Here is a 22,710-nt window from a genome sequence, read left to right as displayed (position 1 = left end):
GCTGAAATATACCGTCCCATTCCTCGGGACGGTATATTTTTTTTTGATATCTCATAAGTTTTTATGTAGATGATTAGCAATTTGCCTATCTTGTCATAGGATATATAGACTTATGCCTGAGGAGGGAAACAGAGTGAAAATCCATATTGTTCAAAAAGGGGATACTCTTTGGAAAATCGCCAAGAAGTATGGCGTGAATTTCGAAGAGTTGAAACAAATGAATGCCCAGCTTTCAAACCCTGATATGATCATGCCCGGCATGAAAATTAAAGTGCCGACTGCGGGCGGGACCGTAAAAAAAGAGACACAAATCAAATACGGATCCAAGGAAATGCCGAAGAAAGAGATGCCAAAAGCAGAGCATCCTTTCAAAGAGCAGAAGCCTATGGCCATGCCAGTGAAAGAAGCAAAGAAAGAAATGCCGAAAGAAGTTCAAAAGCCATTTACGCCAAAAATGCCTCAACCAGTTGTTCCGGAAATTGATATTAACAACTACTACATGATGAATATGGCGAACATGCAAGTACAGCAGCCGAAGCAGCAGGCAAAACCAATGCCAAAACCCAAATCGCCGCCTAAACCTACCAATGTACTCCCTAAAGCGAAAGAACAGCCAAAACCTAAGCAAGAATCTGTGAAAGGTGTTCAAGAGGAAGAAAGCTTACAAATGCCATCTCAACCACAAGGAGGGAACACTCAGCCTATGTATTATAACCCGAATAATTGCGTACCAGTATCACCTGTCATGCCAGGATCAGGATTCTGTCCGCCACCTGGAGGAATGCATCCTGGAGCAGGATACGGGATGCCGATGGGGCAGGGAATGCCAATGGGACCAGGCGGTCAGGTTCAAGGTGCTCAATCGATGCCTGGAATGCAAAATATGCCGATGATGCCACAAATGGGCTATGATGAGGAATCTTCTTCTGTCATGCCGTATATGCCTCACGGACAAATGCCGATGCAAATGCCGATGCAGCAACCAATGCAGCAGCCAATGCAGCAGCCAACCGGAGTAATGGGTGCATCTGATCAGAACTATCCATCCGTTCAAATGCCGCAGCAGCAGGCTCCATACATGCCTTACCCAGGAAATTGTTATCCAGTCTCCCCAGTTATGCCTGGACCTGGATTCATGCCGGGCGGTTATCCGATGGGACCTGGTGGCCAGGTACAGGGGGCGATGTCAGAAGAGTCTCCTTCCATGAACGGATATCAATCGCCGATGGGTCAGCCGACAGGAGTGATGGGTGCGCAATCGCCTATGGGTCAACCATCCAATGTAATGGGAGCAAGTGACCAGGGTGATTGCGGATGCGGTGGTCCACAGTATGGTCCAATGATGCATCAACCAATGATGCCATATGGCATGCAAGGAATGCCAGGTCAAGGCATGCCAGGAATGCAAGGTCAAGGCATGCAAGGAATGCCGGGAATGCAAGGTCAGGGCATGCAAGGGATGCCAGGAATGCAAGGTCAGGGCATGCAAGGGATGCCAGGAATGCAAGGTCAGGGTATGCAGGGAATGCCAGGAATGCAAGGTCAGGGTATGCAAGGGATGCCAGGAATGCAAGGTCAGGGTATGCAAGGGATGCCGGGAATGCAGATGGGATCACCGGGAATGTTCGGTCCAAGAGCATTTGCCATGCCGAATTTCAATGACGATGATTTTGAGGGATAATATGCTCGCACGAGGGGACGATTATTCACATCGTCTCCTTTCTTTTTTACAATTTAAGCTACAAGATCCCGGGGCATCCCTGAAAAGTATAAAAGAGGGAAAATGGGTGCTGACAAGCCAAGGAACAAAATGGTTTGTCAAACGGTTCCCCAATCAATTGAAATTCATACTCCAGGAACGGCTGATTTCAGCCCTGTTAAGAGAACAGTTTTATCACGTACTTCCGTTTCACCCTATACATGAGCGGGAATTATTACTATTTGAAGGGTTTCCCATCGGTATTACGATGTGGTTGGAAACCTCGAGCCCCATCCGTTATGATCAGCCAAAAGACAGGGAAGATGCATTAAAGGTATTGAAAAGGTATCATGCCATCTCAAAGACGATCCAGGGGTCATGGACTGAAGAAATCCCTCAGTACAAATGGTTGAAAAAATGGAAAAAGCGAATGATTCAGTTTCAATATAATCTCCCCTATTTACAGGCATTCATTCAGCCCTATTATTTGTATACTTATTTAGAATGGGGCAAATGGGCGTTAAAAGAATTAAAATCCATCGGCCTGCATGATTATAGTGACTGCATCACGCATGGAGATGTGGCGCATCATAATTTTTTGAGAGGGAAAAACGGTATTGTGTATATCATCGATTTTGATCTTATGTCCCGCTCTACGGAGATAACGGATGATCTGCAATACTGCAACCGGATTTCCCCATATTTGAAATGGTCACTCAGTGAAATTAAGAAGATGAAGCCGTTTGAGTCCTACTCCGATCATCTGATCTTTTACATCGGATTGATGTATCCATCAGACGTGTTCAGGGAGTGGAATCGGTTCATCAGGGAAGATCAGCATTATAAACAACGTGTATGGGGATATTTAACAGATTTGACACTGCAGCAATTTCCCTTGAGGATGCAATTCAATCAGGAGCTTCATGCTGAATTGAAGAGAATCAATACCCAATTGTAGGGGATGTCTCCAAACTTTGTTCGAATGAATTATAACCTCCTTTCACAACCTAATGGTGAGCAGATCGTATGCTCAAAGTTTGGGTTGAAGGAGGAATCACCATTGAATAAACGATTATTCATGGTACCGTTAACAGCCGTTATGACCCTCGGTCTTGCTGCATGTAATAGCGGTGAAGAAAAAGCTCAAGACCGCTATTCAGACTCCTACGAGCCACTCGGTTTCTACTCCAACGATGGACATGGGGGAGACAACCGGGATGAGAGGGACGGACCTCTGACTGAAATGTATGATCATTCTGTCGGCAAAGAGGGAAAGGATATCCGAAATCAGAAACGAAAGTTCCTTCAAGTGAGGGATGAGAACGGAAATCCAAAGAACCCATCACGGCCGCTTGCCGATTATGATCAGAACTTCCTAGCACGGGATGGCCGTGCGAGCCACGGTGATGCAAACTATCACGGTCATCTTGATGATAATACGAGGGACGCCAGAAGATCCTATTATACAGCGTATGAAGGCGACCTGGCTGAGAAAATAGGGGACGTAACAGGGAAAGTAGAGAACGTCAGTGACGTACGTGCCGTCGCCTATGGATCGGATGTCCTTATCGCTGTAGAAGTGGAAGACCATAGTAAAACCGAGGAAACAAAAGCCCGTGTGAAAGAAGCGGTGCAGCCTTATCTTCATGGAAGAACGGTTTCTGTGGTGACAGATGAGGGGACGTTCAGCCGGGTGAGAAACATTGATAATGATTTACGTGACGGTGGTCCGAGAGATGGGATTAACTTTGATATTCATGATATGTTCCGATCTGTGAAGGACCGCATGAACCGATAATTTTGATGGGCTGCTTAAAGAAACCTCTCTTTAAGTAGTCCTTTTTTGTTTGCTTTTCGAATGAAGGTCCGTCCCTAAAAAGTTTGAATGAGTTTGGATATTCTTAACAGGCTTTGGTAAGACTAGTGGATAGAGGGTTACATAAATCAAGTTCGAGGTGATCACGATGACGATGAAGGTTCGAATCGTGTTTATGGTGTTGTTGTTAATCGGTGCATTTTATTTCACTTTTTTCTATACAGAGGAGAAACAGGCTGCTGACGGAAGTTCCCTGGAGATGCTGAATGAAACGCCTGCTGAGGTCGCATCCGCCCATACGGTCACGGTTATACTGGAGAGAGTATATCTCGATGGGGAAGTGAGCGAGGAAATCGTGCAGGAAACGATCTGGAGCATGGAAGACTTCTGGGCTTCCTATGATGACTGGCAACTGATGGATATGACGGAAGAACAAATCGTGTTTCAGAAAAAGATGGATGATATTTCCCCTCTTTTAAAAACAAATGGATATTTTGGTATATCCGATAACGGGGTACTGTCCATTTTCAACGGGAAACCGGGACAGGCAGAGATCATTCAATCCTTCTTTCAAATTGATGTAGAGAAGCTTGAAAGTAAGCGCCATGATGATCTGGTCAAGGGCATTCCCATCAAGTCGAAGCAGGAATATGAAGAGGTTCTTGAACAATATAAACCCTATTCCGTCCCTAAATAGGAATGAAAACCAGTGCACATGACACTGGTTTTTTTATTGCAGAATTTTCCCTCCCCATTACAACCAATATTTGATAAAATTAGAACAAGTGTTTCTCTTTGAACTCTCTTTCCCATCCCTTCAAATAGTGATATGATACAATAGATTTTATATGTCTTTTGAATATGGATGAGAGAAAAAGATGAATGTAAGCGATATGTACCGTATGGGGAGAGAATGGAATGTATGAATATATAAAAGGGACAGTCAGTCAAGTGGGTCCTGAGTACGTAGTGGTGGAGAATAATGGGATCGGGTATCAGTTGTATACCGCGAATCCATTTGTTTATTCAAAATATCAAAATCAAGAGATTCAGATTTTTACATATCAGCATGTGAGGGAAGATCTTATTGCCCTTTACGGGTTCCTTGCCATTGAAGAAAAGCTGCTTTTTATGAAACTATTGAATGTTTCGGGAATTGGTCCGAAGGGGGCGCTGGCTATTTTGGCATCGGGCGCCCCTCAGCAGGTGATCACGGCCATTGAGGAAGAGAATGAAAGTTTCTTGACGAAGTTTCCTGGTGTCGGGAAGAAGACTGCCCGTCAGATGATCCTGGATTTAAAAGGGAAGCTTCAGGATGTCGTGCCTGATTATTTCCCTAGCCTTTTCTCGGATCCTGTGGAAGCGGAGGCGTCACCTGGGAAGGACGAGGCGTTTGATGAAGCGATCCTTGCCCTGAAAGCCCTTGGATACTCTGAACGTGAAATTAAGAAAATCACTCCAAAGCTGAAAGGCGAAGGGCATTCGTCGGACGAGATCATTCGAAAGGCCCTTCAGCTTCTATTGAAATAAGTGAATGGTATGGAAGGAGGAAGTTTAAATGGAAGACCGGATCGTATCGGGCGAATCAGAATTACATGAAGACTCCTTTGAATATTCCTTGCGTCCTCAGACGATAAAACAATATATTGGGCAAGATAAGGTGAAGCATAATCTGGAGGTTTTCATCGAAGCGGCAAAGATGCGTCAGGAAACCCTGGATCATGTCCTTCTTTACGGTCCGCCTGGGTTGGGGAAAACGACCCTTGCCGCTGTCATCGCCAATGAGATGGGTGTGAACCTGCGTACCACTTCAGGACCTGCCATCGAGAGACCGGGTGACCTTGCCGCAGTGCTGACGGCACTCGAGCCGGGTGATGTATTGTTCATCGATGAAATCCACCGGTTGCCCCGGGCCATAGAAGAGGTTCTATATCCCGCCATGGAAGACTTTTGTTTGGATATCGTCATCGGGAATGGGCCGAGTGCACGATCAGTCCGTCTGGATCTTCCACCTTTCACCCTTGTGGGGGCGACGACCCGTGCCGGAGCATTATCGGCGCCGCTTCGAGACCGATTTGGTGTTTTATGTCGTTTGGAATATTATAATGAAGAACAGTTGAACGAAATTGTTCAGAGGACCGCAACGATTTTAAACACGAAGATTGAAGCGGCGGCTTCTGAAGAATTGGCGAAGAGATCGAGGGGGACACCCCGTATCGCCAATCGATTGCTCAGAAGGGTAAGGGATTTTGCCCAGGTAAAAGGCGATGGGGAAATTACCACCTCCCTGTCAAGGGAAGCACTTGAACTGCTTCAAGTCGATAAGCTCGGCCTGGATCACATCGACCATAAGCTTCTTAAAGGCATCATCGAGCGCTTCAGGGGAGGACCTGTGGGTCTTGATACCATCGCTGCGAGTATAGGGGAGGAGTCACATACGATTGAAGATGTATACGAGCCTTACCTGTTGCAGATTGGATTCATCCAGCGGACGCCGAGGGGAAGAGTCGTCACTCATCTCGTTTATGACCACTTCCAGCTGGAGGTGCCGGACAAGTGACGGGGAAATTCTTGATGGTCATCGGTGGAATCATCCTGGTGATCGGCTTTCTGATGCAATTCATCAAATTGGGGAAGTTGCCGGGTGATATTATCATCAAAAAAGAAAACACGACATTTTATTTTCCACTTATGACTTCTATTCTGATAAGTGTTATACTTTCCGTTGTCTTTTATTTTATCGGGAAATTCAAATAGGACTATAAGTGAGATTTACATAAGCTAGGTGACGAACTGTGAAAGTAGAAGATTTTGATTTTCATTTACCTGAAGAACTGATTGCCCAGACGCCTCTTGAGAACCGTTCAGAGAGTAGGTTGATGGTGTTGGATAAAGAAGATGGTTCCATGGATCATATTCGTTTTAAACAAATCACCGATTACCTTCAAGAAGGGGATTGTCTCGTTCTGAATGATACACGAGTACTGCCGGCACGCCTTTTTGGGCAAAAAGAAGATACAGGCGCCAATATTGAAGTACTCCTCCTGAAACAGGAGGATGGTGATCAGTGGGAGACGCTTGTAAAGCCTGCTAAACGGATCCGTGTTGGAACGGAGATCGTATTCGGCGATGGCAAGCTAAAAGCTACTTGTATCGGTTTGAAAGATCATGGAGGGAGAATCCTGGAATTCCAATATGACGGGATTTTTTACGAAGTACTGGATGAATTGGGTGAAATGCCTCTTCCTCCGTATATTCGTGAGCGATTGGAAGAACAGGACCGCTATCAGACGGTATTTGCCAGGGAAAGGGGTTCAGCTGCAGCCCCTACTGCAGGGCTTCACTTTACGGAAGAACTGTTGGATGAATTAAGAGAGAAGGGTGTGCACATTGCCTTCATCACCCTCCATGTGGGACTCGGAACATTCAGACCGGTTTCCGTGGAGACCATTGAAGAACATGATATGCATGCTGAGTTCTATCAGGTTTCTGAAGGGACCGCCCGCCTTTTGAACGATGTCAGGGCAAATGGGGGTCGCATCATAACTGTCGGGACTACTTCTACCAGGACCCTGGAGACCATTGCTTCAAAGCATGGGACTTTCGTGGAAGAAAGCGGCTGGACGAACATTTTCATCTATCCTGGGTACGAGTTTAAAGGGATTGATGGTTTGATCACGAATTTTCATTTGCCGAAATCGACCCTGATCATGCTGGTCAGTGCCTTTGCCGGTCAAGAAAACGTGATGCATGCCTATGAAACGGCCGTGAAAGAGAAGTATCGATTCTTCAGTTTCGGAGATGCCATGTTGATTAAATAATGATAGAACTAATTAGAAAACCCAATGGATATTGGAAGGAGAATTCCTAAGTTGACTGCAATAAAATATGAATTGATTAAAACGTGTAAACAAACCGGTGCTAGATTAGGCCGTGTCCATACGCCACATGGTTCCTTTGAGACGCCTGCCTTTATGCCGGTAGGAACGATGGCCACAGTGAAAACGATGTCCCCGGAAGATCTGAAATCCATGGAATCCGGTATCATCCTGAGTAATACCTATCATCTATGGTTACGCCCTGGACATGAAATCATCAGGGAAGCGGGCGGACTTCATAAATTCATGAACTGGGACCGTGCCATCCTGACCGATTCAGGCGGCTTCCAGGTGTTCAGTTTAAGTAAGCTTCGTCAGATTGAAGAAGAAGGAGTCCATTTCCGTCACCATCTGAACGGAGACAAGCTCTTCCTAAGTCCGGAAAAAGCCATGGAGATCCAGAATGCTTTAGGATCTGATATCATGATGGCATTTGATGAGTGTCCTCCTTATCCTGCTGAGTATGAGTATATGAAGAGTTCTGTAGAGCGTACTACACGTTGGGCAGAACGCTGTCTGGAAGCTCATCAGCGTCCGCAGGATCAGGGATTGTTCGGGATCGTACAGGGCGGGGAGTATGAAGAACTTCGAAAGCAAAGTGCACGTGACCTTGTATCCATGGATTTCCCAGGCTATGCAGTGGGTGGACTTTCTGTCGGGGAACCGAAGGACGTCATGAACCGCGTACTTGATTTCACGACACCGCATCTTCCGTCTGATAAACCACGTTACCTGATGGGGGTTGGATCTCCGGATTCATTGATCGACGGTTCGATGCGTGGAATCGACATGTTCGATTGTGTCCTTCCAACCCGCATCGCCCGTAATGGAACCCTGATGACAAGTGAAGGCCGCCTCGTGGTGAAAAATGCCAAGTTTGCCCGGGACTTCAGACCGATCGATGAGAATTGCGACTGCTACACGTGTAAAAATTATAGCCGTGCCTATATCCGTCATTTGATAAAATGTGACGAAACGTTCGGAATTCGCCTTACGACTTATCATAACCTTCATTTTCTGTTAAAATTGATGGAACAAGTCAGACAAGCGATTCGTGAAGATCGTCTAGGAGACTTTAGGGAAGAATTCTTCGAGCAGTACGGCTTCAATCGTCCTGATGCGAAAAACTTCTAAAAGCCAAGCTATAAATAGATGATTGAAAGGAGGGGAAAAGAATGGGAGGAAGTTTAGGAACAATACTACCTTTGATATTAATGTTCGTTCTGTTTTACTTTTTACTGATCCGTCCTCAGCAAAAGCGTCAAAAAGCGATCTCAAAAATGCAAAATGAGCTTGCGAAGGGTGATAGAATCATCACAATTGGCGGTTTACACGGATCGATCGATGCCATCGAAGAAGGTAAAATAGTCATCCTGTGTGGTGACGGCAGCCGTCTTACATATGATCGCAATGCGATCAGGGAAGTCGTTAGAACTGAGCAGGCATAAGAAAAAAGGGTCCTTCATCAAGGTGCTAAAGCACATTGGTGAGGGGCCCTTTCATATTTGTATAGATGTACTTAGCTCTCTCTTGGACCGCCACTCATATTTACACCAAGGATGCCCCCCATCATGGCCGTAAGGATGTAGCAGCCGTGATAGATGAGCTGTTCCATAGAAAACAGGCTATCGTATCCGAGGTATTGAAATAAGAAAATGACCAGCGTGTAAATGAGTCCAGTAGATCCTCCCAGTACCCATCCTTTTGTCTTCCCCTTGCCACCTGACATAAATCCACCGGCAAATAATGAAAGAAACGATATGATCGTAACAAATAACGTGATGGAGTTTTCAGTAAGATTAGTAAACCGGAGGAGCAAAGAAAATAACAAACTTGCGACAATCGCTATGACAAATATGGTGGTTGTTCCGTAAAGGACGGCACCACCCATTTTTTTCGCTTCGATGACGGTCCTCTCCCTTCTATCTCGATAATTTTGTTCCGTATTAGTACAAGCATATTCATCGCAATCCAAAAAAAGACTAGAAATTTTCAGTGGTCAAGCCTCATAGACTAGTATGAAACTTCCTTGAGAAGGAGGGGTAAGGGACCATGTCTCCGATGATTGTGTTAATCGTGTTTGTTTCTGTTTACATCCTATTGATGACCGAAAAGTGGAATAGAGTACTTGCTGCCATGACCGGTGGGGTCGCCATGCTCCTGATCGGGGCCTTTCCCATAGAAAAGGCGCTGTTTACCTATATCGACTGGAAAACCATCACTCTTCTGTTTTCCATGATGCTGATCGTAACCATTACAAGTAAAACAGGGGTATTTGAGTATATTGCCATTCGGATCGCACAATGGGTGAACGGAAACGGGTTGGCACTCCTCATCCTGTTTTCCTTACTTGCCGCAGTGGGTTCCGCCTTTTTGGCAAACGTCACCATCGCGATGCTGCTGGTTCCAATCCTCTTCAAATTGACCAGGCTCCTGGATCTTCCGCCCATCCCGTTTCTGATCATGACGATCCTTGCGTGTAACATAGGAGGGACGGCCACCCTGATTGGTGACCCCCCAAACATGATGATCGGGCAGGCAGTGAAACATTTTACATTCAATGCCTTTCTGGAAAATTTGTTACCCGTCGTTTTAATGGTTTATGGTGTGACACTGTTGATCATGTGTGTTCTATATAGGGAAGTACTACATGTGAAAGAGGACCGGAAGCTTTTGCTGAAAGGGATCGATCCCAACGAATATGTAAAGGAAAACAGAGGGCTTTTTCAGTCTGTTTTTGTACTTGCACTGGTGTTGGTGGGGTTTTCTGTGTATCCGGTGTTTCATCTGGATGTGACGACAGTATCCCTGGCAGGCGCTGTCCTGCTCATGCTGCTCTTAGAAAAAATTTATCCTCCTGAGAAGATTTTGAGGGAAGTGGAATGGGGGACACTCTTTTTCTTTATGGGATTATTCCTGCTCGTAGGGGGGATTGAAGAGGCAGGATTCATTGATGAAATCGCACGGGAGATTTTACGTGCAACGGATGGAGATATGAAGAAAACAGCCTTTGTCATTCTGTGGGGAACAGGGTTACTATCTGCCGTTGTGGATAATATTCCATTTGTGGCGGCTATGATACCCGTCATCCAGGAATTCGGTGAATTCGGGATGGTCAACATGGATCCCTTATGGTGGTCGTTGGCCTTGGGTGCATGCCTTGGTGGGAATGGTACACTCCTCGGTTCTTCTTCAAATCTGGTCATCGCCGGACTTGCTTCGAAGGAAAATGTACATATCAAATTCCATCAGTATCTGCTTATCGGGATCCCCGTCACCATCATATCCCTTGCCGTATCCACTGTGTATGTATATTTCAAATATATTCGGCCGTTTTTAGGTGGATAATAATTCCTCCGATTTATTTTAACCTTCTGTCGATACTACATAATGACATGTGTATAGGAGGGAGAAGCAGTGGAGGAATACGTTATCATCATTGCACGCACTCTTTTTCTTTATTTTTTGATCATATTTATTTTTAGAATCATGGGGAAAAGGGAGATTGGCGAATTAAGCATACTCGATCTGGTCGTATTCATGATGATCGCCGAAATGGCTGTCATGGCCATCGAACAGCCGGATGACCCAATTATTCATACGGTGCTTCCCATGGGGGTCATCGTCCTGGTGCAGATCCTGTTTGCATGGTTTTCCCTTCGTTCCAAATCCTTCAGGGAGCTGTTGGACGGTAAGCCATCCGTCATTATTCATAACGGAAAGATAGACGACAAAGCCATGAAGAAACAACGATACAATTATGATGATTTACTCCTTCAACTACGGGAAAAAGATATTTTTAACTTAGCGGATGTAGAGTTCGCCATTTTGGAACCTTCAGGAAAACTATCTGTGTTAAAGAAAGATAAAAAAACGCCGCAAACCCTCACCCTGCCCTTGATTCTCGATGGGCAGGTCCAAACCACACATCTCGATATGATCGGTAAAACGGCTTTCTGGTTACGGAAGGAATTAAGGGAAAGAGGATTTAAGAATATCCAGGAAATCTCCTTTTGCAGCTTTCAAAACGGTCAGTTTTATATCGATGAAAAAAACCATTAAAAAATACTCCTAACCAATGTTAAGGAGTATTTTTTAATGGAGAAACTAAAGAGTGATGAACCTCTTGATGAACGGGATCCTTGCAAGGTCGTTTTTCACAATGAGCTTCATCCCGATGGAGAGCATGGTGTACAGAATTGAAGAAGTCAGTACTCCAAATAGTAATCTGAATATGGCAGATTCATCGTCAAACAGGTAAAGGTAAGAATAGTGTCCCCATACTCCGGTTGCCAAAAGGACAATGATCGTCTTTAGGTAATCCCTCGCGTAAATCGTCATCGGGATATATTTTAAGATTGTCATGAAATGAAGCAGGGTCACGAGCATGAATCCCGTCACGATTCCGAGAGCCGCCCCGTTGATTCCGAATGCGGGCTGTGAAGCGAGAACAAAAATGACACCGGTTTTGACCACGGCACCGATGAGGCTGTTGATCATGGCGGCCCTCGCAAGGTTTAACGCCTGCAAAACAGCTTGTAAAGGTCCTTGATAATAATAGAATAAAAAGAATGGAGCCATGATCATCAGGAAGCCTGCACCGTTTTCATTCCCGTACATAACCTGCATGAGCGGCTTCGCATAGATGTAGAGGATAACGACTGAAATTCCCCCGGTGATCAAACAGAACCTCAGGGCCTGCTGTAGTCTGTGCTCGATTAAGATGAAGTTTTTTTGGGAATTGGCTTCACTTATCGCAGGTACAAGGGATTGTGATAAAGACAAGGTCACGAATGATGGAAGAAACAGGAGGGGAAGGGCATATCCTGTCAGGGAACCATACTGCTTCGTCGCCATACCTGCCGCCACTCCGGCAAGGGCTAGGCTGTTTGCAACCACGATCGGTTCAAAAAACCAGGCGATCGACCCGATCATCCTGCTCCCCGTGGCAGGCAAGGCAACACTCATAAGCTCATTGAACGTCTCCCGACCATTCCGGATGGAGGTAAAGAAGTTGCGCCTGATCTTGAACTTCTTTTTCACCTTAAAGCTCGCGAACAGATAAAGGAGGGAAGCAAGTTCCCCAAGTACTGAAGCAGCCATGGCAGCGGCGGCTGCATATTCGATTCCATAGGGTAGAAACGTTTTGGTCAATAAGGCAATCAGCGTTATCCGGACTACTTGCTCGATGACCTGGGAATAAGCGGACGGCTTCATGTTCTGCCTTCCCTGGAAGTACCCTCTGATGACGGATGATACAGCTACGATCGGAATGATCGGTGCAATGGCGACCAAAGGATAATAGATCCGGTCATCCGTGAACAATACGTCTGTTAAGTAGGGGGCAAGGAGAATGAGAGCCGGAGTGAAGATGAGGGATAACCCCAAAGTGAGAGATAATGAGACGACCAATATTTTTTTGACTTTCCGGATATCTCCCTTTGATTCCGCTTCGGCTACGTTTTTCGAGATGGCTACAGGAAGTCCGAGTTGAGTGATGGTGATGACGAGGATGAGGGTGGGAAAGGCCATCATAAAGAGGCCGACGCCTTCTTCCCCGATGAATCTGGCAACGACGATCCGATTGACGAACCCTAATATTCTAGTTATAAAGGCGGCCATCATTAAGATCATGGTACCTTTCAGAAATTTTGACATAAAATTCCCTGCCTTCTCAAAATTGGTATAATCGTTTACAATGATGTATATGCACAAAGGTGGACAAAGCATGACAAGTAGTGAATAATTCCGGCTAAATATAGCCCAGATGGGGTGAACGGGGAATGAAGAATAATCAGCATCCTTATGACCGTTTTTATGAATCATTAGTACCAGCGCTTGTAAGCAAGGTAGAAGAATTTGAAGTGCTTGGGTATGGAAAGGCCGACGCTGACCGCCTATGGGCCTACTTAACGAAGAAAAAATGGAAAAAGCCCGAGGTGGATGTAAAATTCTTTCAGTTGGTGAGTGATGTATTAACGGTCAAGCCTGGAGAGTATATGAGTTTTGAAACCATTGAAGCATACAGGTCTCCTAATTGGTTCGCAGAAGTGAATGAAGATGAATTGAATGAGCTTCTTCGCCCGAACAAGAACGGAAAATAACCCGAAAAGAAATTGACACCCTTTTCTTTCTCGTAGATAATGAGAAAGGTGAAGTTTTCAGGAATTATATTACTTTTTGAAGCACATAGTTCGTATGGTTTTTAAAACGGCAAGGAGGATCTATACATAATGGTAAAGCGTGGCCGAATAATCGCCTTCTTTATACTTGTGGTATTGCTTGCAGGTACTATGGGAGGAACAACGAAGAGTATTGTAGATAACATTAAATTGGGATTGGACCTGCAGGGTGGGTTTGAAGTTCTTTATGAAGTTCAGCCGATCAAAAAAGGTCAGGAAATTACGAAAGAGACCGTCGCCAATACAGCAGATGCACTGGACAAGCGTATTAACGTACTGGGAGTCAGTGAACCTAACATCCAAATTGAAGACGGGAACCGCATCCGTGTTCAACTTGCGGGTGTAGAGGATCAGAACGAAGCAAGGGAGATCCTTTCCACTCAAGCTAATCTGACGTTCCGTGACGTTAACGACAAAGTCCGTCTGGACGGATCAGATCTTGAATCAGATTCAGCCAAGCAAACATTTGATGATAAGAACAACCCGATCGTTTCGTTGAAACTGAAAGATCGTTCTAAATTCTATGAGTTAACAAAAGAAATTTCAGCCATGGCTCCTCAGAATCAGCTTGTCATCTGGCTGGATTTCGAGGAAGGAAAAGATTCTTACAAAGCTGAAGTAGGGAAGGAAGATCCGAAATTCATCTCCGATCCTGGGGTGAGCAAGCCAATCAACTCGGATGAAGTCATCATTGAAGGGAACTTCACGGTTGAACGCGCCCAGAATCTCGCTTCCCTCTTAAATGCAGGGGCACTACCTGTTAAACTGGATGAGAAATATTCCACATCTGTGGGAGCTCAATTCGGTCAGCAGGCACTGGATAAAACCGTTACTGCCGGGATTATCGGAATCGCCATCATTTTCTTATTCATGATAGCGTATTACCGCTTCCCGGGACTGATCGCGACAATCACCCTTTCAGTTTACATTTACTTGATACTGTTGATTTTTGATCTGATGAATGGGGTTCTTACCCTACCGGGAATTGCAGCCCTTATCCTCGGGGTGGGGATGGCCGTCGATGCCAATATCATCACGTATGAACGGATCAAAGAAGAAATGCGGGTCGGGAAGCCGATACGATCGGCATTCCAGGCAGGTAATAAATCTTCTTTCTTAACGATCCTGGATGCCAACGTAACCACCATCCTTGCAGCGGCCGTACTCTTCTTCTATGGGACAAGTTCGGTTAAAGGATTCGCAACGATGCTGATAGTCAGTATCCTGACAAGCTTCATTACGGCGGTATGGGGTTCACGACTGTTACTCGGCCTATGGGTAAACAGCCGTATCTTTAATAAAAAGCCGGGCTGGTTCGGGGTCAAAAAATCCGAAATCAAAGATCTGGCGGAGAACTACGATACACTGGATCTGCCTACCCGTTTTGACCGCTTTGATTTTGCCGCACAGCGTAAGAAATTCTTTACATTGTCGGCTATACTCATTACAGCCGGGATCATTATCCTTGCGATCTTCAGATTGAATCTCGGGATCGACTTTGTTCATGGTTCCCGTATGGAAATACTGGCCGATCAAAGTTTGAAGACGGAACAGGTTCAGGACGAACTCAAGGAAATGAAATTACCTTCTGATGATGTAGTGATATCAGGAGATAAAGATAATATTGCTGTCGTACGTTATACGGATGACCTGAACAAGAATGAAGTCGCTAAACTAAAAGATCATTTTAACAAGCTGTATGGTGCCGAGCCTAACGTCAGCACCGTATCGCCAGTAATAGGGAAAGAGCTTGCGAAGAACGCTATGATTGCTGTGGCGATTGCGTCCATCGGGATCATCATTTACGTGACCTTCCGCTTTGAGTGGAGAATGGCAGTGGGTGCAATCCTTGCCCTCCTGCATGATGCATTCTTCATCATCGCTTTCTTCAGTCTTACAAGGCTTGAAGTGGATATCACATTCATCGCAGCCGTCCTGACGATTGTCGGGTATTCAATCAATGATACGATCGTCACCTTCGACAGGCTCAGGGAAAACCTGCACAAGAAGCGTAGATTGAAGACGGATAAAGACATTGAAGATGTGGTAAACCAAAGTATCAGGCAAACGATGGGACGTTCCGTCAATACGGTTCTGACCGTTGTGTTCACGGTCCTTGCACTCATGATCTTCGGAAGTGAGTCCATCCGTAACTTCTCCATTGCATTATTGGTCGGATTGATATCTGGTACCTATTCTTCTGTGTTCATTGCCTCTCAGGTATGGCTTGTCATGAAGAAGAAAGAACTGAAGAAAAAAGGAACCATCAAAACCGTAAGAGAAAAGAAAACGTGGTCGGATGAACCACAGGTATAACATGGAGAATAGGTGCGGGGGATGTATCTTCCCGGACCTATTCTTTTTTGTTTTTTTACGGCATTGGGTTACAATAATAGGAGTTATAAGGGAGGTGCCGCGAAATGAATGATGATGATCGTTTTAAAAAAGCTGAATTTGCCGCCATGATCGGCGTGGTGGGGAATATTGTACTGGCGATTATTAAATGGGCAGCCGGTATTCTTGGAAATAGTAGAGCACTGATTGCCGATGCGGTTCACTCTGCTTCGGATGTAGCGGGATCCCTTGCCGTCTTCATCGGTTTACGGGCTGCGAAACAGCCTCCTGATCAAGATCACCCTTATGGTCACGGAAAGGCGGAATCGATTGCTGCCATCATCGTTGCGGTCCTGTTGTTCTTGGTGGGGATTGAAATTGGGAAATCATCGATCGAATCATTCTTTCATCCCCTTTCTCCTCCAACAGCCATCGCGATTTATGCTGTCATCATTTCCATCATTGTGAAAGAAGCGATGTTTCAATATAAATATCGTTTGGGTAAGAGAATAAAGAGTGATGCATTGATCGTAAATGCGTATGAACATCGCTCGGATGTCTTCTCTTCCATTGCGGCTCTAGTGGGGATTTCAGCTTCCATCCTTGGCGGCAAGTTCGATATCGGCTGGCTCGTATATGCGGACCCGGTCGCAGGGATATTCGTTTCCCTGCTTGTACTTAGGATGGCTTGGCATTTAGGGGCGGAATCCATACATACGACACTTGATCACGTCATGCATGAAGAAGATATCCTTCCATTTCGAAAAATCGTTGAGTCCGTCCCCGAGGTGAAAGAAATCAACGAGCTGCATGCAAGGGAACATGGACACTACGTCATCATTGATTTAAAGATCAGCGTTGATCCTTTCATGACGGTAGAAGAGGGTCACCGCGTCGGGAAGAGAGTGAAAGAGAAGCTCCTGGTGGAATCGAATGTGAATGATGTATTTATCCATATCAATCCATTCAATCCGACTTCTGAAGAAAGTGATGACCAAATAGACTTAAGTTAAGGGAGGGAAATCTCATGAAATTTCAATGGACTTTATTATTAGGTATTTTCTTTGCGTTGGTTGTTTCGGTTTTCGCTGTCATCAACGTCGATCCCGTCACTGTCAATTATTTATTCGGTGAATCCGACTGGCCTCTTATTTTAGTCATACTTGGATCTGTCTTCATGGGTGGCATCATCGTCGGATCCGTTGGACTGTTCCGATTATTCGTCGTCCAGCGAAAGGTAAAATCCCTGGAAAAAGAAAACCGGTTATTGAGGGAACAGGCTGAAGGAATGCATAAAGTAAAAACGGAAGATATCCCATTAAAGAAACGAGCCCCTGACTCAGTAGGGGAAGTAGGAGAATAATAGGCTTGGTGGCTTTTGTCACCAGGCTTTTTTTGTTTTCGGGAATACCAGCCTCGTATTTACATTGAAACAACCCCCTCACTTTTGTATAATGAGTAAGGCTGAGGGGTGAACGTATGTTAAACTCAAAAACACGTTGGATATTAACAGAATCAGACGAAAATAAAATAGCAGAACTTGCAAATGAACTAAAGGTACCCTCGCTTGTGGCGAAATTATTGATCAACCGGGACTTGGATAATGTTGAAGAAGCCCGGAATTTTTTATTTGATACAGGCGACTCCTTTCATGATCCATTTTTATTTGAAGATATGAAAAAAGCAACCGAACGAATTCATAAAGCTATCGAAAACGGTGAACGAATTCTTGTTTATGGTGATTATGATGCTGACGGGGTCAGCAGTACGTCGGTGATGATGACCGTACTCAAAGACCTTGGAGCGGAAGTGGAATTCTATATCCCGAACCGTTTTAGTGAAGGGTATGGCCCGAATGAAGGGGCTTTCCGCTGGGCGAAGGATGAGGATTTTTCACTCATCATTACAGTCGATACGGGAATATCGGCGGTAAACGAAGCGAAGTTGGCCAAAGAGCTTGATATGGACTTGATCATTACCGATCATCATGAACCTGGTCCGGAATTGCCTCAAACGTATGCCCTTCTTCATCCAAAAGTCGGGGAAACGGCTTATCCATTCGGGGAACTTGCCGGGGTAGGGGTCGCTTTCAAACTGGCTCATGCCCTTTATGGTGAACTGCCTACCCACTTACTGGATCTTGCAGCAATCGGTACCATTGCTGACCTGGTTCCCCTAAGAGGAGAGAACCGGCTTCTCGCTAAGCGTGGTCTGGCTCAGCTCCGTGTCACAAACCGATTGGGCATTAAAGCTCTATGCAAACTTGCCAATGCCCAGCAGCAGGAGATAACGGAAGAAACGGTCGGTTTCATGATTGCTCCCCGCATTAATGCCGTCGGTCGTTTAGGGGATGCAGATCCTGCCGTCGATCTCATGCTTACAGAAGATGCAGAGGAAGCAAAGGCGCTTGCAGAAGAAATAGACAGCTTAAATAAAGAAAGACAGGCGATTGTGTCGAAAATGACCGAGGAAGCAGTGGAGATGGTGGAGAAGGACTTTCCTCTTGAAACTAATTCTGTACTAATCATCGGAAAAGAAGGCTGGAACCCTGGAGTCGTCGGGATTGTTGCGTCACGTCTGGTGGATAAGTTTTATCGTCCAACCATCGTGCTCAGCTACGATTCAGAAAAAGGAACGGCGAAAGGATCGGCGCGAAGCATTGTCGGATTTGATTTATTCAAGAATCTTTCCACCTGCCGTGATATCCTTCCCCACTTTGGGGGGCATCCTATGGCTGCCGGGATGACCCTGCAATTAGACGATGTCGAACAGCTGAGGAGTCGGTTGAACGAGCTGGCCGAGGCAGAACTTACGAAAGAGGACTTCATCCCCGTCACCCAACTTGATGCACCTGTCACGGTGGATGAAATCTCAGTGGAATCGATTGAAAAGCTTCAGCTTCTGGCACCGTTTGGAATGAAGAATCCGAAGCCAAAGTGGATCATCGATAACGTAAGCATCGGACACTATAAAAAAATAGGATCCCAACAGAATCATTTGAAGCTTGTCCTAGAGGATAACGGTGTCCAATTGGATGGTGTAGGGTTCGGCCTTGGTGAACTCGCTGACCATATGACACCATTCTCGAACGCTTCTGTGATTGGTGAATTATCAATAAATGAATGGAATAACCGCAAAAAACCTCAGGTGTTTTTGCATGATGTGAAAATCGATCATTGGCAATTATTTGATGTGCGGGGGATTAAACAATTCCATAAATGGAATGAACTGATTCCTGCAGGAAACAAGAAATTAATCTGTTTTCATCCGTCCACTTTGACTAGACTGAATCTCCAAAAAGAAGAAGTGTTTCTATTAGAAGAAAGCTCAGATCTTGAGGGACTGTCAACTGACAAGGCGAGCCTCGTTCTCCTGGATCTGCCGTCCTCCAAGCCTCTGCTTGCTGAGCTTCTGAAGAAGGGGCGACCGGATCGGGTCTATGCTCACTTCTTCCAGGAAGAAGATCATTTCTTCAGCACAATGCCGACCCGTGACCATTTCAAATGGTACTACGGTTTCTTGACCAAGCGTGGATCATTCGATGTCAATAAGCACGGAGATGACCTTGCCAAATACAAAGGCTGGTCAAAAGAAACGATCGATTTCATGTCACAGGTGTTTTTTGATTTGAAGTTTGTTACAATAGACAATGGATTTATTTCTCTTAATCCTGCGAAAACCAAGAAAGATCTTTCTGAATCTCGAACATATCAGAAGAAACAACAACAATACGAGCTTGAAAACGAATTGTTATATTCTTCCTATCAAGAGTTGAAGACTTGGTTTAATGAAAGGATGGAAGAGTCTGTTACAATTGAGGAGGAAGTAAAAGCATGGACTTAAAACAATATGTTACAATCGTTGAGGACTGGCCGAAAGAAGGAATTAAGTTTAAAGACATCACAACATTGATGGATAATGGTGATGCTTATAGATACGCGACAGATCAAATCGTCGAATATGCAAAAGAAAAACAAATCGACCTGGTTGTAGGACCGGAAGCACGAGGTTTCATCATCGGCTGCCCAGTGGCCTATGCACTTGGTGTTGGCTTTGCCCCAGTTCGTAAACCTGGTAAATTACCACGTGAAACGATCCAGAAGGAATACGGACTTGAGTATGGTAAAGATGCTCTGACGATCCATAAAGATGCCATCAAGCCTGGTCAGCGTGTTCTGATTACGGACGACTTACTTGCAACAGGTGGTACCATCGAAGCAACGATCAAACTTGTTGAAGAGCTTGGTGGAATTGTTGCCGGTACTGCGTTCTTAATCGAGCTAACCTACCTTGACGGTCGTGACAAGCTTGATAACTACGACATTCTTACATTAATGCAATATTAATTTCGATTATCAAAATCTGATAAACGGACACACTTTGTGATATACTGAAATAAGGGACTGACATCTGGTTTACATGTCAGCCCTTATTTTTTTAATTTCTAATGATTTCTTACAGAAACGACATCATTCGACAAAATTAGATGGATTCTGATATTTTTTCTCTAAACACTTTACAGAACCTCTTTTTTTTTTGATAATAGTAACAACATTAAAATGGAGTCATACTGAACAATATTAAAATACAAAGGTGATTTTGATCATGGCGAAAGATCAAGTACTAACCCCTGAACAGGTTATTGATAAGACAAGAGAATACTTAAATGATGAGAACGTCAAGATGGTCCAGAGAGCATATGAATATGCAAGGGATGCCCATAGTGAGCAATACCGAAAGTCTGGTGAACCCTACATCATCCATCCCATCCAGGTGGCAGGGATACTGGCGGATTTAGAAATGGATCCGGCAACCGTCGCCGCAGGGTTTCTTCATGATGTGGTGGAGGATACGGGTATTTCTCTTGGTGAAATTGAAGAAGCGTTCAATGCAGAAGTGGCTATGCTCGTTGATGGGGTCACGAAGCTCGGAAAAATTAAATACAAATCACATGAAGAGCAGCAGGCTGAAAATCACCGGAAAATGTTTGTGGCCATGGCTCAGGATATTCGTGTCATCCTGATTAAATTGGCTGACCGCCTTCACAATATGCGGACATTGAAACATTTACCACAGGAAAAGCAACGGAGAATTGCGAATGAAACACTTGAAATCTTTGCTCCTTTAGCGCACCGTTTAGGGATTTCGAAGATTAAGTGGGAATTAGAAGATACTTCGTTGAGATATTTAAACCCTCAACAGTATTACCGAATTGTCAATCTTATGAAGAAAAAGCGTGCTGAGCGTGAAGAGTATTTAGAGGAAGTCGTCAATGAGGTAAAGGATAAGCTGGGCGATGTGAAAATTGTTGCGGAAATTTCGGGGCGTCCTAAGCATATTTACAGCATCTATCGAAAAATGGCTCTTCAAAACAAGCAGTTCAATGAAATTTATGACCTATTGGCCGTACGAGTCGTAGTCGATAGCATCAAGGACTGCTATGCTGTGTTAGGAATTGTCCACACGTGCTGGAAACCGATGCCGGGCAGATTCAAGGACTATATTGCCATGCCGAAGCCGAATATGTATCAATCTCTTCATACGACGGTCATCGGTCCTAAGGGAGATCCGCTTGAGGTTCAAATCAGGACCCTTGAAATGCACCAGATCGCCGAGTACGGGGTAGCCGCACACTGGGCATACAAAGAAGGGAAAGAAGCTAACGAACCTGTCTCATTTGAGAAAAAACTCTCTTGGTTCAGGGAGATATTGGAGTTCCAGAATGAATCAGCCAATGCAGAAGAATTCATGGAGTCTCTTAAAATCGACCTTTTTTCCGATATGGTCTTTGTATTTACACCGAAAGGCGACGTATTGGAATTGCCGTCAGGATCCGTTCCCATCGACTTTTCCTACCGCATACACTCTGAGATCGGAAACAAAACGATTGGAGCAAAAGTTAACGGAAAGATGGTCACCCTGGATTACAAGCTGAAAACGGGGGATATCATCGAGATTCTCACGTCCAAACATTCTTACGGGCCGAGTCAAGACTGGCTGAAACTTGCTCAGACTTCCCAGGCGAAAAATAAGATCAAACAGTTCTTCAAGAAGCAGCGTAGGGAAGAAAATATTGAAAAAGGCCGTGAGCTGGTCGAAAAAGAAATCAAGAATCAGGATTTTGATGTGAAAGAAATCCTTAACCCTGAAAATATAAAGCGTGTATCCGAAAAATTCAATTTCTCCAACGAGGATGATATGTATGCCGCTGTTGGATATAACGGGATCACAGCGGCTCAAATCGCCAACCGTTTAACGGATAAACACCGGAAGCAGCGTGAACAGGAAGACAGCCTGGAAGAAACGATGAAGGAATTGAATGCTCAACCTGTCAAACGTAAAAAAGATGCAGGCGTACAGGTAGAGGGCATCGATAATCTCCTCATCCGGCTTTCACGATGCTGTAGCCCTGTTCCGGGTGATGAAATCGTCGGCTTTATTACGAAAGGTCGCGGTGTTTCAGTGCATCGTGCCGATTGTACCAATGTCATGGCAGACGGGGTCGAGCAGCGACTTATTCCTGTATCGTGGGAAAGTGATGGCAATGATCGTAAGGAATACAATGTCGATATCGAAATTTCCGGTTATGATCGGAGAGGCCTTTTGAACGAAGTACTTCAGGCGGTGAATGAAACGAAGACGAATATATCGGCTGTCAGTGGCAAATCGGACCGGAACAAAGTAGCCACAATCAATATGTCGATTTCGATTCAAAACATCTCTCATCTGCACAAGGTGGTTGAAAGGATCAAACAGATATCAGATATTTATGCCGTAAGAAGAATCATGAACTAAAGGAGA

General features: G+C 44.9%; 21 protein-coding genes. 19 read left to right on the top strand and 2 right to left on the bottom strand.

The annotated features are described in order from the left end of the window. Positions 1–133 precede the first annotated feature (133 nt). From safA to yajC, 10 genes are all read left to right on the top strand, one after another. Positions 134–1,681: a SafA/ExsA family spore coat assembly protein gene (gene safA / locus ACIGG7_RS07030; RefSeq protein ID WP_397549246.1), complete on the top strand. Its 1,548-nt coding sequence runs from the start codon at positions 134–136 to the stop codon at positions 1,679–1,681. Between the two features lie 106 nt (positions 1,682–1,787). After that, positions 1,788–2,657 (top strand): phosphotransferase, encoded by an 870-nt coding sequence (locus ACIGG7_RS07025; RefSeq protein WP_397549245.1) that lies wholly within the window; start codon positions 1,788–1,790, stop codon positions 2,655–2,657. Positions 2,658–2,759: 102 nt separating this feature from the next. Further along, complete coding sequence (locus ACIGG7_RS07020) at positions 2,760–3,497, top strand: YhcN/YlaJ family sporulation lipoprotein (RefSeq protein ID WP_224940008.1); 738 nt, start codon at positions 2,760–2,762, stop codon at positions 3,495–3,497. A 166-nt stretch (positions 3,498–3,663) separates the two neighbouring features. Beyond that, on the top strand, positions 3,664–4,212 hold the full coding sequence (locus ACIGG7_RS07015; RefSeq protein WP_397549244.1) for a BofC C-terminal domain-containing protein: 549 nt from the start codon (positions 3,664–3,666) through the stop codon (positions 4,210–4,212). A gap of 221 nt (positions 4,213–4,433) precedes the next feature. Further along, entirely contained in the window at positions 4,434–5,045 is a 612-nt protein-coding gene (ruvA, locus tag ACIGG7_RS07010) for a Holliday junction branch migration protein RuvA (RefSeq protein WP_224940010.1), read from the top strand. Between the two features lie 28 nt (positions 5,046–5,073). Beyond that, complete coding sequence (ruvB, locus tag ACIGG7_RS07005; RefSeq protein ID WP_224940011.1) at positions 5,074–6,075, top strand: Holliday junction branch migration DNA helicase RuvB; 1,002 nt, start codon at positions 5,074–5,076, stop codon at positions 6,073–6,075. A 14-nt stretch (positions 6,076–6,089) separates the two neighbouring features. Continuing rightward, positions 6,090–6,272: a DUF2905 domain-containing protein gene (locus tag ACIGG7_RS07000; protein WP_263628096.1), complete on the top strand. Its 183-nt coding sequence runs from the start codon at positions 6,090–6,092 to the stop codon at positions 6,270–6,272. Positions 6,273–6,310: 38 nt separating this feature from the next. Then, positions 6,311–7,336 (top strand): tRNA preQ1(34) S-adenosylmethionine ribosyltransferase-isomerase QueA, encoded by a 1,026-nt coding sequence (queA, locus tag ACIGG7_RS06995; RefSeq protein ID WP_397549243.1) that lies wholly within the window; start codon positions 6,311–6,313, stop codon positions 7,334–7,336. A gap of 51 nt (positions 7,337–7,387) precedes the next feature. Then, positions 7,388–8,527, top strand: coding sequence for a tRNA guanosine(34) transglycosylase Tgt (gene tgt / locus ACIGG7_RS06990; RefSeq protein ID WP_397549242.1), 1,140 nt, complete (start codon positions 7,388–7,390; stop codon positions 8,525–8,527). A gap of 41 nt (positions 8,528–8,568) precedes the next feature. Continuing rightward, positions 8,569–8,841 carry a preprotein translocase subunit YajC gene (gene yajC / locus ACIGG7_RS06985; RefSeq protein WP_224940015.1) on the top strand — a complete coding sequence of 91 codons (273 nt, stop codon included), beginning with the start codon at positions 8,569–8,571 and terminating at the stop codon, positions 8,839–8,841. Between the two features lie 71 nt (positions 8,842–8,912). On the opposite strand, the gene ACIGG7_RS06980 is transcribed toward yajC, so the two are convergent. Next, positions 8,913–9,284, bottom strand: coding sequence for a TIGR04086 family membrane protein (locus ACIGG7_RS06980; protein WP_224940016.1), 372 nt, complete (start codon positions 9,282–9,284; stop codon positions 8,913–8,915). Between the two features lie 161 nt (positions 9,285–9,445). Between ACIGG7_RS06980 and ACIGG7_RS06975 the strand changes: the two genes are divergently transcribed. Next, entirely contained in the window at positions 9,446–10,741 is a 1,296-nt protein-coding gene (locus tag ACIGG7_RS06975; protein WP_397549241.1) for an ArsB/NhaD family transporter, read from the top strand. A gap of 69 nt (positions 10,742–10,810) precedes the next feature. Beyond that, positions 10,811–11,455, top strand: coding sequence for a DUF421 domain-containing protein (locus ACIGG7_RS06970; RefSeq protein ID WP_224940018.1), 645 nt, complete (start codon positions 10,811–10,813; stop codon positions 11,453–11,455). 45 nt (positions 11,456–11,500) lie between these two features. Here the strand turns inward: ACIGG7_RS06970 and spoVB are convergent, their stop codons facing one another. Next, entirely contained in the window at positions 11,501–13,051 is a 1,551-nt protein-coding gene (spoVB, locus tag ACIGG7_RS06965) for a stage V sporulation protein B (protein ID WP_397549240.1), read from the bottom strand. Positions 13,052–13,176: 125 nt separating this feature from the next. On the opposite strand from spoVB, the gene ACIGG7_RS06960 reads away from it, so the two are divergent. The 7 genes from ACIGG7_RS06960 to ACIGG7_RS06930 all read left to right on the top strand — a co-directional run bounded on the left by ACIGG7_RS06960 (position 13,177) and on the right by ACIGG7_RS06930 (position 22,704). Next, positions 13,177–13,497: a post-transcriptional regulator gene (locus ACIGG7_RS06960; RefSeq protein ID WP_397549239.1), complete on the top strand. Its 321-nt coding sequence runs from the start codon at positions 13,177–13,179 to the stop codon at positions 13,495–13,497. Positions 13,498–13,626: 129 nt separating this feature from the next. Then, positions 13,627–15,891, top strand: coding sequence for a protein translocase subunit SecDF (gene secDF / locus ACIGG7_RS06955; RefSeq protein WP_224940021.1), 2,265 nt, complete (start codon positions 13,627–13,629; stop codon positions 15,889–15,891). Between the two features lie 104 nt (positions 15,892–15,995). Beyond that, positions 15,996–16,922 (top strand): cation diffusion facilitator family transporter, encoded by a 927-nt coding sequence (locus ACIGG7_RS06950; RefSeq protein WP_397549238.1) that lies wholly within the window; start codon positions 15,996–15,998, stop codon positions 16,920–16,922. Between the two features lie 14 nt (positions 16,923–16,936). After that, positions 16,937–17,272: a LapA family protein gene (locus tag ACIGG7_RS06945; RefSeq protein WP_224940023.1), complete on the top strand. Its 336-nt coding sequence runs from the start codon at positions 16,937–16,939 to the stop codon at positions 17,270–17,272. A gap of 116 nt (positions 17,273–17,388) precedes the next feature. Continuing rightward, positions 17,389–19,752, top strand: a complete 2,364-nt coding sequence (gene recJ, locus ACIGG7_RS06940) for a single-stranded-DNA-specific exonuclease RecJ (RefSeq protein ID WP_397549237.1) — start codon at positions 17,389–17,391, stop codon at positions 19,750–19,752. Then, the gene (locus ACIGG7_RS06935) at positions 19,743–20,255 is read left to right on the top strand and encodes an adenine phosphoribosyltransferase (protein ID WP_044339542.1); all 513 of its coding nucleotides are present in this window, start codon (positions 19,743–19,745) and stop codon (positions 20,253–20,255) included. The genes recJ and ACIGG7_RS06935 overlap by 10 nt, the downstream gene beginning before the upstream one ends. A gap of 259 nt (positions 20,256–20,514) precedes the next feature. Further along, entirely contained in the window at positions 20,515–22,704 is a 2,190-nt protein-coding gene (locus tag ACIGG7_RS06930; RefSeq protein ID WP_224940025.1) for a RelA/SpoT family protein, read from the top strand. Positions 22,705–22,710 lie beyond the last annotated feature (6 nt).

The organism is Rossellomorea sp. NPDC077527 (assembly GCF_044542955.1).
In the GTDB taxonomy this organism is placed as follows: Bacteria; Bacillota; Bacilli; order Bacillales; family Bacillaceae_B; genus Rossellomorea; species Rossellomorea aquimaris_E.
Note: the sequence above shows the minus strand (reverse complement) of the source record. Positions and strands in the feature narration are given on the sequence as shown.

Coding starts and splice junctions, on each gene's coding strand:
- ACIGG7_RS07015 (WP_397549244.1), top strand. CDS start 3,664: ATGACGATGAAGGTTCGAATCGTGTTTATGGTGTTGTTGTTAATCGGT.
- ruvA (WP_224940010.1), top strand. CDS start 4,434: ATGTATGAATATATAAAAGGGACAGTCAGTCAAGTGGGTCCTGAGTAC.
- ruvB (WP_224940011.1), top strand. CDS start 5,074: ATGGAAGACCGGATCGTATCGGGCGAATCAGAATTACATGAAGACTCC.
- ACIGG7_RS07000 (WP_263628096.1), top strand. CDS start 6,090: ATGGTCATCGGTGGAATCATCCTGGTGATCGGCTTTCTGATGCAATTC.
- yajC (WP_224940015.1), top strand. CDS start 8,569: ATGGGAGGAAGTTTAGGAACAATACTACCTTTGATATTAATGTTCGTT.
- ACIGG7_RS06980 (WP_224940016.1), bottom strand. CDS start 9,284: ATGGGTGGTGCCGTCCTTTACGGAACAACCACCATATTTGTCATAGCG.
- ACIGG7_RS06975 (WP_397549241.1), top strand. CDS start 9,446: ATGTCTCCGATGATTGTGTTAATCGTGTTTGTTTCTGTTTACATCCTA.
- spoVB (WP_397549240.1), bottom strand. CDS start 13,051: ATGTCAAAATTTCTGAAAGGTACCATGATCTTAATGATGGCCGCCTTT.
- ACIGG7_RS06960 (WP_397549239.1), top strand. CDS start 13,177: ATGAAGAATAATCAGCATCCTTATGACCGTTTTTATGAATCATTAGTA.
- secDF (WP_224940021.1), top strand. CDS start 13,627: ATGGTAAAGCGTGGCCGAATAATCGCCTTCTTTATACTTGTGGTATTG.
- ACIGG7_RS06950 (WP_397549238.1), top strand. CDS start 15,996: ATGAATGATGATGATCGTTTTAAAAAAGCTGAATTTGCCGCCATGATC.
- ACIGG7_RS06945 (WP_224940023.1), top strand. CDS start 16,937: ATGAAATTTCAATGGACTTTATTATTAGGTATTTTCTTTGCGTTGGTT.
- recJ (WP_397549237.1), top strand. CDS start 17,389: ATGTTAAACTCAAAAACACGTTGGATATTAACAGAATCAGACGAAAAT.
- ACIGG7_RS06935 (WP_044339542.1), top strand. CDS start 19,743: ATGGACTTAAAACAATATGTTACAATCGTTGAGGACTGGCCGAAAGAA.
- ACIGG7_RS06930 (WP_224940025.1), top strand. CDS start 20,515: ATGGCGAAAGATCAAGTACTAACCCCTGAACAGGTTATTGATAAGACA.